The 13,680-nt window shown below is 74.2% G+C and carries 14 protein-coding genes; 3 read left to right on the top strand and 11 right to left on the bottom strand.

The annotated features are described in order from the left end of the window. Window positions 1–66 precede the first annotated feature (66 nt). The 4 genes from ACFV6X_RS18285 to ACFV6X_RS18270 form a co-directional block, all read right to left on the bottom strand. Window positions 67–1,449, bottom strand: coding sequence for a carbohydrate-binding protein (locus tag ACFV6X_RS18285; RefSeq protein ID WP_385384479.1), 1,383 nt, complete (start codon window positions 1,447–1,449; stop codon window positions 67–69). 189 nt (window positions 1,450–1,638) lie between these two features. After that, entirely contained in the window at window positions 1,639–2,376 is a 738-nt protein-coding gene (locus ACFV6X_RS18280) for a metallophosphoesterase (protein WP_385384476.1), read from the bottom strand. Continuing rightward, a complete protein-coding gene (locus ACFV6X_RS18275) occupies window positions 2,373–2,660 on the bottom strand; it encodes a BON domain-containing protein (RefSeq protein WP_385384474.1) in 288 nt (95 codons plus the stop codon). Before ACFV6X_RS18275 ends, ACFV6X_RS18280 begins: the two co-directional genes overlap by 4 nt. After that, entirely contained in the window at window positions 2,657–3,343 is a 687-nt protein-coding gene (locus ACFV6X_RS18270; RefSeq protein WP_385384471.1) for a hypothetical protein, read from the bottom strand. Before ACFV6X_RS18270 ends, ACFV6X_RS18275 begins: the two co-directional genes overlap by 4 nt. A 101-nt stretch (window positions 3,344–3,444) precedes the next feature. Between ACFV6X_RS18270 and ACFV6X_RS18265 the strand changes: the two genes are divergently transcribed. Beyond that, entirely contained in the window at window positions 3,445–3,567 is a 123-nt protein-coding gene (locus ACFV6X_RS18265) for a hypothetical protein (RefSeq protein WP_385384468.1), read from the top strand. Window positions 3,568–3,591: 24 nt separating this feature from the next. Here the strand turns inward: ACFV6X_RS18265 and ACFV6X_RS18260 are convergent, their stop codons facing one another. Next, a complete protein-coding gene (locus ACFV6X_RS18260; RefSeq protein WP_385384465.1) occupies window positions 3,592–3,984 on the bottom strand; it encodes a VOC family protein in 393 nt (130 codons plus the stop codon). Beyond that, complete coding sequence (locus tag ACFV6X_RS18255) at window positions 3,981–4,280, bottom strand: ArsR/SmtB family transcription factor (protein WP_385384462.1); 300 nt, start codon at window positions 4,278–4,280, stop codon at window positions 3,981–3,983. Before ACFV6X_RS18255 ends, ACFV6X_RS18260 begins: the two co-directional genes overlap by 4 nt. Before the next feature lie 177 nt (window positions 4,281–4,457). On the opposite strand from ACFV6X_RS18255, the gene ACFV6X_RS18250 reads away from it, so the two are divergent. Beyond that, on the top strand, window positions 4,458–4,688 hold the full coding sequence (locus ACFV6X_RS18250; protein WP_385384460.1) for a DUF2945 domain-containing protein: 231 nt from the start codon (window positions 4,458–4,460) through the stop codon (window positions 4,686–4,688). 6 nt (window positions 4,689–4,694) lie between these two features. Continuing rightward, the gene (locus ACFV6X_RS18245; RefSeq protein WP_385384457.1) at window positions 4,695–5,027 is read left to right on the top strand and encodes a DUF3140 domain-containing protein; all 333 of its coding nucleotides are present in this window, start codon (window positions 4,695–4,697) and stop codon (window positions 5,025–5,027) included. 307 nt (window positions 5,028–5,334) lie between these two features. On the opposite strand, the gene ACFV6X_RS18240 is transcribed toward ACFV6X_RS18245, so the two are convergent. From ACFV6X_RS18240 to ACFV6X_RS18220, 5 genes are all read right to left on the bottom strand, one after another. Further along, a complete protein-coding gene (locus ACFV6X_RS18240) occupies window positions 5,335–6,156 on the bottom strand; it encodes a thioesterase II family protein (RefSeq protein WP_385384454.1) in 822 nt (273 codons plus the stop codon). A gap of 215 nt (window positions 6,157–6,371) precedes the next feature. Beyond that, window positions 6,372–6,932, bottom strand: a complete 561-nt coding sequence (locus tag ACFV6X_RS18235) for a DinB family protein (protein WP_385384451.1) — start codon at window positions 6,930–6,932, stop codon at window positions 6,372–6,374. A gap of 45 nt (window positions 6,933–6,977) precedes the next feature. After that, complete coding sequence (locus ACFV6X_RS18230; RefSeq protein WP_385384448.1) at window positions 6,978–8,849, bottom strand: hypothetical protein; 1,872 nt, start codon at window positions 8,847–8,849, stop codon at window positions 6,978–6,980. Further along, window positions 8,846–12,475 carry a DUF5682 family protein gene (locus ACFV6X_RS18225; protein ID WP_385384445.1) on the bottom strand — a complete coding sequence of 1,210 codons (3,630 nt, stop codon included), beginning with the start codon at window positions 12,473–12,475 and terminating at the stop codon, window positions 8,846–8,848. Before ACFV6X_RS18225 ends, ACFV6X_RS18230 begins: the two co-directional genes overlap by 4 nt. Window positions 12,476–12,480: 5 nt before the next feature. Beyond that, entirely contained in the window at window positions 12,481–13,650 is a 1,170-nt protein-coding gene (locus tag ACFV6X_RS18220; protein ID WP_385384498.1) for an AAA family ATPase, read from the bottom strand. Window positions 13,651–13,680 lie beyond the last annotated feature (30 nt).

Genomic DNA, 13,680 nt, shown 5'->3' with positions numbered 1-13,680 from the left:
TACACCCCGCCGCGCGGGGGGGGGGGGGGCGCCCGCCCCCCCCCCCCGCCCGGCCCCGTGGGACCGTCAGACCCGCTGCCACAGTGCCGGTGTGGCGGCCGGCGCCCAGGCGCCCTGCGCCTGGTGGGCCTGCAGGCACTGGTAACGGACACCGTTGACCGTCACGGTGGCCCCGGCGTGGTAGATACGGCCGGCCGCCCATCCGTCGGTCTGGCCACCGTCCTGCTGGCCCGGCGCCGCGGCACCGGTGGAGGCCGTCTTCAAAGTGAGCCCGAGGTCACCGAGGACCGGGTTGACGGGCTGGTAGAAGGTGGTGCCACCGCGCGTGCAGTCACCCGTGCCGCCCGAGGTCAGCCCCTGCGCCTGGGCGCCCGAGACGTACGGGCCACCGGAGTCGCCCGGCTCGGCGCACACCGTGGTGCGGGTCAGACCGTCGACGACGCCCTCGGCGTAGCTGACGCTCGTGCCGTGCTGCTGGATCGTGCCGCAGTGCCAGCCCGTGGTGGAGCCGGAACGGCACACCGACGCCCCGACCAGCGCCTCGACCGAGCCGCCGATCTGCACGTTCTCGCCTTCCTCGCCCTTGACACCGGCGGTGGCGGTCCAGTTGTCGTTCACCGCGACCCACGCCATGTCCTTGCCGGGGAAGGTGGAGGCCTGGAAGGTGCCTTGCTCGGTCTGGTCGTGGCCGGTGGTCCGGTCGCCCGGGTCGCCGCAGTGACCGGCGCTGGCGAAGCCCTGCTGCTCGCCCTTGGTGACCGAGAAGCCGATCGAGCAACGGGCCGCGCCGTTGATGTAGTACGCGTCGCCGCCGGTGATGTCCGCCATCAGATGCGGCCGCTTCGACGACACCTTGACGTCGACCTGCCCGGTGTCGAGGCCGGCGGCCCTGGCGAAGGCGGTCGCTGCCGACCTGCTCGTGGCCTCGACCACGACCTTGTTCCTCGGCACGTCGACGAACCACTGCGGCGCGTTGCGCGTGCTGACCCGGGAGGCGGCCTTGTCCAGCTTGCCCTTGACCGCCGTGAGGTCGGCCAGGGACGCGTCGACGACCGCGGCCTTCGCGCCCTGTCCCTGGATGGTGGTCACGTCCGTGTCGCTGGTGGTCGCGACGGTGAGCGTGCCCGAGGTGGCGCCGCTCAGCCAGGCGCCGGCGAAACGCTCGCCCAGCGCGAGGCGGAGGCGGCCCGCACGGGTGCCCGCCTCCGCCTCGTTCACCAGCCGCGTCGCCGCCTGCTGCCCGGTCAGACCGAGGTCACGCTCCAGCGCGTGCAGCACCTCAGCCGACGGCCGGTCGGCCCCGAGCGTCTGCGTCGCGGAGGGCAGCGGACCCGCCAGGGGCGGCGGCTCGGCCCCGGTCGCGGCGGTCGAACAGATCCCGCTCAGCATCAACGCGCCGACCGCGACCAGAGCCGTACGGCGCCCGGCCGCGGCATGTCTGTGCACCATGCGAAAGGTCTCCTTCCAGTCAGGTACGGGGAGAAACCGTCCCGAAGCCCTAGGGCTTGCCTGGAAAAGACCGCGCGATGTCAATCCCGGAGGTGTTTCGCGCTTTGGTGACGCGAAGGGGCGCCAAGTGCAGTACGCCGCCCTGCCGCGGCGGCGCGCCGACCGGTCCGCGGCTGTTTCAGCCCGCCGCTACGGCAGTCGCGCACCGACCGGCACGTGGTAGACGTGGAAGGCCCGGCCGATCACCGGCTGCGCCACATTGCGCACGCGAACGCCGCCGCTCGTCATGCCGTGCTCGGTGCCGGCGTGCGCGTGCCCGTGCACCGCGAGGTCGGCGCCCGCGGTGTCGATCGCCTCGGCCAGCAGATAGCTGCCGAGGAACGGATAGATCTCCAGCGGCTCACCCGCCAGCGTCTCCGGCACGGGGGAGAAGTGCGTCAGCGCGACCCGTACGTCGCAGTCCTCGCCGGCCAGCCGCTCCAGCGCCGTACGCAGCCCGTCGGCGCACCGGCGTGAGTAGCGCACGAACTCCTTCATCAGCGGCTCACCGAACTCACCGGCGCTGCGCCCCACGAAGCCGCCCCCGAACCCCTTGGTCCCGGCCACCCCTATGCGGTTACCACCGGCGGTCACTATCGTGGACCGCCCCTCCAGGACGTGGGCACCGGCGTCCTCCAGGATGGCCGTGACCTCCTGCGGACGGTCGTCGTGGTGGTCGTGGTTGCCCAGCACGGCGACGACGGGCACGCCGAGGTCCGCGATCTCCCCGGCCACCACCCGGGCCTCCTCCGGTGTGCCGTGCCGGGTGAGGTCCCCGGCCAGCAGCAGGACGTCGGCACAGTCGGGCAGCGTCTCGAACGCCGGGCGCAGCACGCCCTGGCTGTCGGGACCCATGTGGATGTCCCCGACGGCGGCGATCCGGATCATGTGAGGTCCTCCGCGTGATCGGGCGAGGACGAGTCGGTGACCACCAGGTCGTAGTGCACCGGCAGTCCGGCCAGCTGCTCCTCGGCGAGACGGCGTACGTCGTCGCGGCAGCGGGCGGAGGGCACGGTGCCGGTCAGCAGCACCGCCTCGCCGCGCACCTCGATCCGCACCCCGAGCTCACCGAGGTCCCCGGCGGCGAGCCGGTCACGGAGGTGGGCGACGCGGTACTCCAGGTGCTCGGGGGCCGGAGCGCCGGGCGCGCCCCGTGCGTCGGGACCGGTCATGGCAGCTCCTCCCGTGGCGTGATCACGTTCAGGCGTTCGAGCATGAACAGGAAGGCGTCCGCCATCGGCTCGCCCCCGATGTCCTCGCGGATCCGTTCCCACTCGACCTTCTCGCGCAGCGCACGGGCGATCGGCAGGACGGCGCCGAAGTCGCAGTGGTGCTCGGAGAAGGCGGCGAGCAGGCTGGAGAGCAGGTCGGTCGGCGCCAGCACCGGCATCCGCACGGAGTCCACCGGGATCTCCTGAGCCCGGTCCAGCATGCCCGTCGAGACGGGGCGGTGCGCGAGCTCGAAGATGATGTCGATGTCCTGCCCGAAGCACGTCGACTTCAGCAGCCAGTCCTCGGGCGGGGTGTGCACCGGCAACCCGGCCCCGCGCAGCGTGGCGGCGACGGCCTCGGAGTCCTCGGGCCGGATGCAGAAGTCGGCGTCGTGCTGGAGGTTCTCGCTGGCCCCGTGGGCGTAGGCGGCGACACTGCCCGCCAACGCGAAGTCGTGCCCGCCGCGCTTGAGCAGGGTGCCGACCTGCTTGGCGGCTTCGAGGATCGCCTGGTTGCGATCCAGGGGCAGCTCACCGGCCGCCTCGTCCGGCCCGGACCGCTCCGCGGGCGGCTGCGCCGCCAGCCGCAGACCGCTGCCCTCGGCCCGTGGGGCGAGCATCGCGTCGTCGCCGTCCTGCACCATCCGGATCACTCCCTCCGCGCTAGCCCTGGGTACCCGCCCTGCACGGTTCGACACGGCCCGTACCGGCGCGCGCACTCCGACGTCTCGTGGGGTTCGCCCGGATGACGAGGAGACCGACGGCTGTCGCAGTAGCGGGGAGCAACGCCCTCGACCACAACCTCATCACCGACCTCCTGGTCACCACGACGATCACCAAGTCGGGTCTGCGCCGGCGAGGGGAGTGATGCGACGGGCGCTCAAGGGTCGGCCTACTGCGGCTTCGTCGCGATCTGGATCAGGTTGCCGCAGGTGTCGTCGAAGACGGCGGTGGTGACGGGACCCATCTCCAGGGGCTCCTGGAGGAACTGGACGCCGAGGCCGCGCAGGCGCTCGTACTCCTCGTTCACGTCCTCGACGGCGAACTGGGCGAGCGGGATGCCGTCCTGGACGAGCGCGTCGCGGTAGGTCCTGGCGGCCGGGTGGCCGACGGGCTCCAGGAGGAGTTCGGTGCCGCCGGGCTCGTCGGGCGAGACGACGGTCAGCCACCGGTCTGTCTCACCCACCGGGACGTCGTGCTTCTTCTCGAAGCCGAGGATCTCGGTGTAGAAGTGCAGGGCCTTGGCCTGGTCGTCGACGAAGACGCTGGTCAGGTGGATCTTCATGAGGTGCTCTCCGGTTCGGAGGTGTCGGACACGAGCCATCGCTCGGCGATCTGTCGCAGCGGGGCCGTGTTCAGGTCGTGGAACTTGTAGCGGCCTTCCCGCCTGGTCTCGACGAGCCCGGCGGCCTCCAGCACGGCGAGGTGCTGGGAGACCCCCTGACGGGAGATGCCGAGCTGGTGCTTCATGCTCAGCCGCGAGCAGATCTCGAACAGGGTCTGTCCGGACTTCTCCGTGAGCTCGTCGAGGATCGTGCGACGGGTGGGGTCGGCCAGGGCTTTGAACAGGTCGTCGGCCACGACCACAGCATAGGCAAGTGCTCACTTACCTATCAAGTCGACGTGGCGGTACCTCCCCCGGGGCGGCCGCACCCGGGATGCGAGACAGCCCCGCCTCGCACACCGTGGAATCAGACCACGCACACGAACCAGTCGCGGACGCACCCGACGCGCCCGCTCCCGTACGAGGAGAACCGCATGGCGAAGGACAAGAAGCGGGACGAGTCCCTGAAGCGGGGTGACGAGGTCACCTGGAGCAGTCATGGCGGCGAGGCGGAGGGGAAGGTGGAGAAGAAGATCACCAAGCGGACGAAGGCCGCCGGCCGGACCGTGGACGCCTCGGCCGAGGAGCCGCAGTACGAGGTGCGCAGTGACAAGTCCGGAAGGTCCGCGGTGCACAAGCCGTCCGCCCTGCGGAAGAAGAAGTGACGCGGCGTGCGGGGCGACGAGAAGCGTGAGACGCGGGAGGCGTTCGACGACTTGGTCAACATGACACCGTCCGCGCTCGGCGACTGGCTCGACACGGGCGCCTCCCGTGACGCGGGCCAGCGCGGGGACAGCGGTGAGTCCACCGGGCACGCCTCCGGACGCCGCATCCTCGACATCCTGCGCAGCAAGAAGAAGGACCTGTCGGACGAGGACTATCAGCACATGCGCAAGGTGGTCGGTTACATCCGCCGTCATCTCGCTCAGCGCCCCTCGGGAGACGTCCGCGACTCACGCTGGCGCCACTCGCTCATGAACTGGGGCCACGACCCACTCGGCTGAGCGCTGCCTCCCGTGTCGCCGCGCACGTCAGCAGCCGGTGAGGACCAGGACGGCGTTCTGCCCTCCGAAGCCGTACGAGGCACTCACCGCCGCCCGCACCCGCGTCTCGCGCGCCCCCTTGGCCACGACGTCGAGGCCGATGTCCAGGTCGGTGTCCTCGCGCGCCCAGCGCGTCGCGCAGTTGGGGGACGGCGACGTTGAGGACGGTCAGGTCAGGTCCCCAGCAGGAAGATGCCCAGGCACATCACCCCCGCCGCCCAGCCCCCTCCCGCGTGTGCGGCCGGTGTCCGTGCGGCGTCCACAGCGCTCATACGCTCGGCACCACGTTCTCGCGGCCCACCGGGCCCTGGCGGACCCCCGCCCTGCCGCAGGCCCTCGCGATGTCGGCGACCACCTGCTTCGCCAGCGCCTCGGTCTGCTCGTTCGTGTACATGTGCGCTCCACGGAAGAGCCGAGGCTCAGCCGGTGCGGCGAACAGGCTGTTCCAGGTGCTGAGCTGCTCCGCGTCGGTGGTCGGGTCCTGCGTACCGCCGTACAGGCCGAGGGGCACGTCGAGCGGCGGCTCCGCGCGGTGGCGGTGGTGCAGCAGGAGCAGGCAGTCGGCGAGCAAGGGCGTGCCCAGGGCGGCCATCAACGGCGTGTCACCGAGCATCCAGCGCGGCACCGGGCCGCCGATCAGCGTGGCCAGTCCCTCCGTGCCGTTGGTCAGCAGGGGCAGAAGGCCCTTGGCGTAGGCGCCGTCCTGAGGTCCCTGCAGCGCGGACAGCCCCGCCCAGACCGGCAGACGTCCGCCGTCCCGCCGGAGCCGGCGCATCGTCTCGAACGCCATCAGCGCACCCACACTGTGGCCGAACACGGCGAACGGCCGCTCGTCGGCCGGGTCGTCGACGATCCCGGCAAGGCGGGCGGAGAGATCGGCGGGGTCGGTCAGTGACGGCTGGTCGGCCCGGGGGCCCCGACCTGGCAATCGCACCGAGCACAACTCCACCCACTCCGGCATGTGCGCCAGCCACGGGTGGTAGAAATCGGCCCCCGCGCCGGCCGGCGGCAGGCCGTACAGCCGCACCGCCGCCTCGGGGCGCTCGCCCAGGACAATCCGTTCAGGTCCGTCCAGCTCCTGGCTCCGCACCCTGCACACTCCCAGCTCGGTTCGGCACCTGACACAGCCCTCAGCCGAGGCGATACCGAAGCACCAGGGTCGGACGCCCGGCAGGGCACAGCAGTGAACACCGTGCCGGGCACGGCCGACCGAAGGGAACGAACAGCGCCGAGACACCTGCACCATTCACCGAAACGCCGCACCGGTAGGCGTCACGCCGCGATGCCGCCCACCGGAATCTCTCGTCACCCCATGCTCTTTGCGCCGTCCAGGGATTCTCGGATGATGTCGGCGTGGCCCGCGTGCTGGGCCGTTTCGCCGATGATGTGGATCAGCACCCGGCGGACGGACCACTGTGAGCCCGGCTCGTGCCAAGGGGCCGGCGGCAGCGGGTGGGACAGGTCCAGGTCGGGCAGTGTCCCGACGAGTTCGTCCGTTCGGCGGGCCACCTCGGCGTACGCCTCCAGCACCCCGGCGAGCGTCTCGCCGGGCAGCATCCGGAACTCGTCGGCCCGCCGGGTCCAGTCGGCCTCGGTCATGTTGTTCCAGTCGCCCAGCACCTCCGGCCCGTGCTGGATGAAGTCGACCCAGGACCGTTCGACCGACGTGACGTGCTTGATGAGGCCGCCCAGGCACAGCTCGCTGCCGGTGGTCCGCCGTCCGGCCTGCTCGTCGGTCAGGTCACGGGTGGTCAGGCGCAGGAACCCGCGATGGTGCGCCAGCGCCTCCAGCAGGTCGGCGCGCTCGCCGGTGGGGTGGGGCGCGGGCGTGGTCGGGGTGGCGGCGTGGTGCGTTGCTGCGGTCATCGTCTCCGGCTTCCGTCAGTGGTGTTCCCGTGGACGAGCACCACGTTAGAAGCCGTGTAGGACGGTTCCTGACCTAAATGCGCGGGATCCCGGCCGGAGTGGCGACCGCCGCCGAGGCCCCCCCCACGCCTGCGCGCACAACGCCCGCTCGACCACGCCCGTGTAGACGGCGGCGGCGAGCCAGGCGCGGGCGAAGCGGTCCGTGTCGGCCGGGAGCAGTCGGCCGAAGGCGTCGCGGGACCGCTCCGCCGCGGCCGCCTGGAGGTCGTCGAGGAGATCGGCCGCCGTGACGAGACCGGCGCGGCGCAGGCGAGTGCTGTCACCCGATCCGCTCCGGGAGAAGGACAGGACAGGCCGGCCCCCGGACACCGCCTGGTGCACACGACGGCGCAGCAGGTGCAGCGGGGCCTCGTCCCCGGCGGCGACGGCGGCGGCAGCCGGCGCGGCCGCATCGGTGGGCAGGTCCGCGTGCTGGAGGCGGTCCAGGCCGAGGTCCACCCGGGCCATGGGGTCGGACGGATGCTCGATGGCGAGCGGCAGGGCGCGGGGGAGTGGTCCGGGGGCCAGACGCGCGACGAGCCGCAGCCGACTGCCCCGGGCGGCGGCGAGCAGGCGGAGGTTGTCGCGGTAGGGGAGCGACGGTGAGTCATGGGCCTTCGCCAGCCGCACAGGTACGCCCGCGCAGTCGGCCAGCAGACAGTCACCCGACGTCTCCCGGACCGTGCCCATCAGGGTCACTTCGAGGAACAGCAGGTCCTGCCCGCCGTCCAGGGCCCGGGCCACCTGCTCGGCGACGGGTACGGCCCACAGCCGGTCCAGCGGCTCGCCGCGCCAGGCGGTACCGGCCGCGCGGACCGCCCGTACCGCCGCCCCCGCTCCCAGACGGCCCGTCGGGGAGACGGTGGCACCGGACACCGCCAGGCCCGCGCGCGACAGCTCTCGGTGGGTCAGGGCCGTGTCGCCGATCCGCACGGCCCGGTCGGCGGCGCCGGTCGCCCGGGCGGGCCCGCCCGGTGCCACGTCCGAGACCGTGTACAGGCGGCCGTCGGCACCGGCCGTCCAGGTGACCGCGCCGGCGTAGCCGGTCGCCGTGAGCACCGGCTCGGAGAAGAGGCCGTACAGGCGCAGGGAGCCGTCCGGGCGGTACGGCTGCCGTACCGAGCCGCGCAGCTCGGTCAGCTCCGGGCCGGAGGTGTGCGGAAGGCGGTGTGCGACGCCCAGGACGTCGGCCAGCGCGTCGGCGAGGTCGCCGAGGCGGTGGCCGGCGTCGGCGGAGCGGGCCGCGCGGACCCCGGTCACCACGGAGACCGCCGCGGCCGAGGCCCGCGGCAGGCCGGCGAGGCGGGCGGAGTGCGCGGCGCGCAGGAGCTCCGCCTGGAGCACGGCGCCGGCACCGTCCGTGCCGGCCTCCAGCACGGCGGCAGCCGCGTCGAACACCGTCCGGGCGGCGGCGCGCTGGTCGTCCGTGGCGGTGCCGGGCTCCGCCTGCCCGGCCGGGTCCCTCTCCTTCGCCGTGACCGTCGTCGTCGCTTCCCCCCTCTGCGAAGCCTCGGCCGTTTCCGGAGCCCCGGCTGCTTCCGAAGCCGCCGCCGTTTCCGGAGCCTCGGCCGCCTCCGTACCCGAGGTGTCGTCGGCGACGGGCGCGGCCGAGGCCGCCGCCGCGCGGTGCAGGCAGTCGGGGGCCAGCAGGCATCCGCAGCGGATCGCGTCCACACCGGCCACCCTCCCGCCGGGTGCGTGCAGTACGACGTCGGTCTCGTCGTCGACGGCGATCCGCACGGTGTCGCCGTCACGGACGGCCGGACGCGCCAGGAGCTTGGCGACGCCCGCGTCCAGCCGCTTGCGGAGCCTGGGTGAGAGCGCGCCGACGAGTTCGGCGGTGACGGACGGGACGACCGGAGGCAGGTCCGGGCTCATGCGATCTTCTCCCCTACCCAGCGGGCGAGTTCGAGCGGACTGAGGGCGGCGACGGGCATGCCCGCGGAGACGAGCTGACCGGCGACTCCCGTGGAGTAGCGAGGCCGGCCCGTGTCGTCGAGGCTCGCGCACCCCAGGACGTGGCAGCCGGCCCCGACCAGCGCGCGGACCTCGGCGAGCAGCCCGCCGACCGGATACCCCTCCTCGAAGTCGCTGACGACCACGACGAGGGTGCGCGAGGGCACGGTGACGAGCTCGCGCGCGTGCCGCAGACCGGCCGCGATGTGCGTGCCGCCGCCCACACTGACCTCCAGCAGCAGCGACAGCGGGTCCTCCACGTGCCCGGTCAGGTCGATGACCTCCGTGGAGAACGCCAGGAAGTGCGTGGAGAGCGTCGGTACCCCGGCCAGCACCGAGGCGGTGAGCGCGGCCCACACCGTTGACGCCTCCATGGACCCGGACACGTCCGTGACCAGGATCAGCCGCCAGTCGGCGGCCCGGCGCGCCCGCGTACGGAAGACCGGCCGCTCGGGGATGACCTGCACCGAGCCGTCCGGGCCGCGGCGGGCGGTCGCCAGGTTGGCCCGCAGCGTGCGGGCCAGGTCAAGGCCGCCGCCGGGGCGCCGGCTGGGGCGCGGCAGGGCCGTGCCGTGCAGGGCGGGACGCAGACGGGTGGCCAGTTCCCGCGTCAACGCGTCGACCAGCCGCCGCACGAGCGGCCGCAACGCGGCCAGCCGCGCCTCGGGCAGCCCGCCCGCATGCCGCAGCACGGAGCGCAGCAGGTCCACGGAGGGCCGCACGCTGTCCGCGTCCAGCTCGGCGAGGACGTCCGTACGGCCCGACGCGGCCGCGGCCGCCAGCACTTCCTCCCGGACGCCCGGCCCGAACAGCGCCGCCAGTTCCTCGGACCACTCCCGCACCCCGGGGTAGGGCGCCTGGCGTCCACCAGCGGCCCCGGCACCCGTCAGATCGCCCCGGCTGCCTTCGCCGCGTCCGCTCCCGTACAGCTCGTCCAGCGCGGTCGCCAGCGGTCCTGCCGACGACGGCAGTTGGTCCGTGCGACGGCCGAGGAGAAGGCGCCACCGGTCGGCGGGGGCGAGGAGGCGGGGCATCGCCGGCTCGACGGCGGGGTCCTTCTCCCCGAACCCGGGAGAGGGTTCCGCCGTGACGCCGGGCCTTCCGGTGCCGCCCTCTGACACGGGCAGCAGCCCCAGCGACCCCAGCGCCTCACGGGCCGCGAAGTCCGCCTGGGTCCAGGCGGCGAGCGCGGCCGGATCCGTACCGTCCGTCTCGGCGACGCGCGGGGCGCCCAGACGTTCCTCGACGGCGGCCAGGAGCCGGTCGCGGGCCGCGGGGCTGAGGGTGTCGAAGCCGCCGCGCAGCGCGGGCAGCCGGTTCAGGAACTCCCGGTCGGCCAGCTCGGACACCCGGGTGAGCAGCGGCTCCAGCGCGGGTGCCGCCGCCTCCAGCAGCGGACCCGCGGCGGTCAGCAGGCCACTGAGCCGGGCGGTCAGCGCCGTGCGGGAGCCGGGGTCGGTGGCCCCGTCGACCCAGGAGGCCACGCGGTCGCCGAAGACCCGCGCGTCCTCCTGCCCGAGCAGGACCCGTACGGCCCCGGCGGCACCGCGCATGAGCGGGGAGCCGTCGGCGGACAGGCGGTTCAGGGCGTCGGCGAGGCGGATGCCGCCCAGCAGGTCGGCGCGATGGGCGAGTTCGAGCAGGGCGTGGGCGTCGGCAGGGTCCTCCGAACCGGTCAGACCGTCCACCTGCCGCACCGCCGCGGCCGTGAGCAGCTCCGCCACGGCCGCCGCCCGGGCCTCACGGTCGGCCGCAGGGGCAAGGCCCGGGACGTGACCGGCTCGCAGCCGGTCCAGCAGGGCCAGACCGGTGAGAAGTTCGGGCAGCGTACCGGCCTGCGGCAGGACGTCCGCGACGTCGTCGAGCCGTTCGTCCGCGAGCACCGTCAGGCCGCACTCGGCCGCCCGTTCGAGCCCCTCGAGGGTCCGGGCGGCGGTCGGCCCGCCCTCGTCCCGCTCCCCGCGCCGCCGTTCGCGCAGCACACCCTCGGCGGCCTGCGCGGGCGTGACCCCGCGTACGCCCGCCGCGGTCAGCATGGCCGCCGTGGCGGGAGTCCAGCGCACCTCCCACCGTGAGGTGAGGGCTTCGGCACCACCCGCGCCGACGACCTCCCTGGCCTCCCCGTAGGGGACCCCGCACACCGTCAGCCGGCGCAGCAGCAGTTCACGGCGCCGGTCCAGACCGGACCGCAACGGATCGAGCCGCAGATCCCGCGCGGGTCCGGGGCTGCCCTCCGCCGGGCCGGGCAGGCCGAGCCCCGCCACCTCGGCCTCGACCGCGGGGACGAGTCCGCTGCGGGGCGCCTGCGGGGCGGGGCGCCCGCCGCGCGTGCCGACGAGCACCCGCTCCATCGCCCTTGCGACGGCGCGCCCGCGCCCGTAGGGCTCACCCTGTGTGAGTACCGTCTGCACGGCCTCGACGAGTTCACCGCGGCCGGCCGCGGGCAAGCCCCGCAGCCGGGCGAGGTCCGAGGCGAGCCGGCTGATCTCCCGCGCGTCGGCGGGCCCGGACGGGTGCCCGAGGCCGCGCAGTTCGGCGCAGATGCGGACGGCCGCCCGCGTCAGCGCCTCATGGAGCGCAGCCGGATCACCCGCCGCCCGCAGGACCATGTGCTGCCACTCCGGATCCCGGATGCCCGCCGGGTAACCGGACCGCTCGTCGAGAAGGGCGTACGTGTACGGGATCAACGATGTCGTCCAGCCGGGCCGTTGGGCGTCTGCCGTCGTCACGGCCTCCGCGCCCGTCTCCCGGCGTACCGGTGCCGTGTCCGGGGACGCGCCGACCTCGGCACCCGTCCCCGCGTCCGGCCGTACGAGCGCCGGGGCGTGGAACGCGCCGACGACCACGGCCGCCCGCTCACCGTGCGCGGTGGCCTCGGCCAGCCGGGCCCGCATCCACCGCTCGCGCCGCAGGTCCAACCCCGGTACGCCGCCCGCGGCGGCCGCGTCCTGGCGCAGCGCCCAGCCGGTGAGCAGGGCCGCCCGGCGCAGGGCCTCGGGCGGGGAGCCCGGGGCGGTCGCCTCGACGAGCCGGTCCCAGAGGTCGTCCCCGGGACGGCCGGTCAGCCGTGTACGCAGAGCCGCGGCGAGACCGGGGCCGCCCGCCCGCGGGCCGGCGGACCGCCGGCCCTCGCCCCACGCCCGGTCGGCGAGCGGCAGGTCGCAGGCGAGCACCGGCACGCCCTGCCGGACGGCCCAACGCACGGCGGCCAGTTCGGGCGAGAAGTCGGCGAACGGGTAGAACGCCGGACCGCCCGGGCCGCCGCTCCCGTCGGCGGGAGCGGCGGCGAGCGCGACCGGGGCGCGCGTCTCCTCGTGCCCCAGCCAGGGCAGCCACTCCTGCATCTCGGCGGGCAGTTCGACCAGCAGCACGTCCGGCTTCGCCTCGTCCAGCAGCGTGGGCACGGCGGCGGCCAGCGACGGCGCGTGGTGCCGGACACCGACGAGAAAAGGCCCGGACGGGCCGGTGAGGGCGGCGAGCGCCTCGTCCGGCGACGCGGTGGCCCGGGTGTCCCCCGAGTCGGGGACGGCCCTGTGGGTGAGGGACACGGCCGTCAGCCCTCCAGGACCGTACGCAGGTCCCACAGGGCGCGCCAGGTGGCGGAACCCTGCTCGGCGCGGCGCCGGACGGGGCCGTCCCAGTAGCCGCGCAGCCGGGCCGCGTCCGCCGGGTCGTCCTTGCGGACCACACCCAGCAGATGTCCCGGCAGCAGCCCGAGGACGTCACGGTCGCCCGGGAAGTACGCCGCCGCGAGCGCGAGCGCGCCGGCGACGGACACGGCCTCCGCGGTGCTCATCACCGTGGACGGCCGCTCCACCTCCCAGCCCTCCGCCGACCGGCCCTCGCGCAGGTCCCGGAAGGCCGTCACGAGCGCCTCCAGCACGGCGTCGTCGACCTGGAACGGCGCCCCGGCCCGCTCCACCGAGGCCCGGGCCTGACCGCGCACCAGCGCGGTCTCCGCGTCGAGGTCGCCGATGGGGCCGACGGTCTCGAAGTTGAAGCGGCGCTTGAGCGCCGCGGACATCTCGGAGACGCCCTTGTCGCGCAGGTTGGCGGTGGCGATGAGGGTGAATCCGGGCGCGGCGTGCGCCAACGCGTCCTCGGTGCCCGCCAGTTCGGGCACGGCGATCCGCCGCTCCGAGAGCAACGACACCAGCGAGTCCTGCACTTCGGGCAGGCAGCGGGTGACCTCCTCGACGCGGGCGACGGCGCCCCGCGACATGGCGGTCAGGACGGGGGAGGGGACGAGCGCCTGCCGGGTGGGGCCCTGCGCCAGCAGCAGCGCGTAGTTCCAGCCGTACTTGAGCTGGTCCTCGGTGGTACCGGCGGTGCCCTGCACGACCAGCCCACTGGTGCCGCACACAGCGGCGGAGAGCAGCTCCGACAGCATCGACTTGGCGGTGCCGGGCTCGCCGACGAGCAGCAGACCGCGCTCCCCGGCGAGCGTCACCACACATCGTTCGACCAGGGCCCGGTCGCCGACGAACTTGCCCTCGATCACCAGGCGGCGCGGCACCCCCTGCGGCGCCTCGGCGTCGTCGGGCAGCTTCAGCGACCGGCCGTCGCTGCCCATGACGAACGTGACGATGGCGCGCGGGGTGAGCCGCCAGGCGGGCGGGCGCGGCCCGTCGTCGTACGCGGCGAGGAAGGCCAGCTCGGTCGCGTGCCGGTCCTCGGGCGGGACGATCTGGCGGGCCGGGGCGGGGGACAGGGTGGTGGTCATCGGTGCGGGGTCTTCCAGGTGCGGGTGGAC

Origin of the sequence: Streptomyces sp. NPDC059861, from assembly GCF_042731435.1 — a bacterium.
Taxonomy (GTDB): Bacteria; Actinomycetota; Actinomycetes; order Streptomycetales; family Streptomycetaceae; genus Streptomyces.
The sequence above is the reverse complement of the archived record's forward strand: the minus strand, read 5'-3'. Positions and strand labels throughout refer to the sequence as shown.

What these genes read in the sequence shown, in the direction of transcription:
- ACFV6X_RS18265 (WP_385384468.1), top strand. Translation starts at nt 3,445, where the DNA reads ATGACGAGGAGACCGACGGCTGTCGCAGTAGCGGGGAGCAACGCCCTC.
- ACFV6X_RS18260 (WP_385384465.1), bottom strand. Translation starts at nt 3,984, where the DNA reads ATGAAGATCCACCTGACCAGCGTCTTCGTCGACGACCAGGCCAAGGCC.
- ACFV6X_RS18280 (WP_385384476.1), bottom strand. Translation starts at nt 2,376, where the DNA reads ATGATCCGGATCGCCGCCGTCGGGGACATCCACATGGGTCCCGACAGC.
- ACFV6X_RS18270 (WP_385384471.1), bottom strand. Translation starts at nt 3,343, where the DNA reads ATGGTGCAGGACGGCGACGACGCGATGCTCGCCCCACGGGCCGAGGGC.
- ACFV6X_RS18250 (WP_385384460.1), top strand. Translation starts at nt 4,458, where the DNA reads ATGGCGAAGGACAAGAAGCGGGACGAGTCCCTGAAGCGGGGTGACGAG.
- ACFV6X_RS18220 (WP_385384498.1), bottom strand. Translation starts at nt 13,650, where the DNA reads ATGACCACCACCCTGTCCCCCGCCCCGGCCCGCCAGATCGTCCCGCCC.
- ACFV6X_RS18285 (WP_385384479.1), bottom strand. Translation starts at nt 1,449, where the DNA reads ATGGTGCACAGACATGCCGCGGCCGGGCGCCGTACGGCTCTGGTCGCG.
- ACFV6X_RS18275 (WP_385384474.1), bottom strand. Translation starts at nt 2,660, where the DNA reads ATGACCGGTCCCGACGCACGGGGCGCGCCCGGCGCTCCGGCCCCCGAG.
- ACFV6X_RS18235 (WP_385384451.1), bottom strand. Translation starts at nt 6,932, where the DNA reads ATGACCGCAGCAACGCACCACGCCGCCACCCCGACCACGCCCGCGCCC.
- ACFV6X_RS18230 (WP_385384448.1), bottom strand. Translation starts at nt 8,849, where the DNA reads ATGAGCCCGGACCTGCCTCCGGTCGTCCCGTCCGTCACCGCCGAACTC.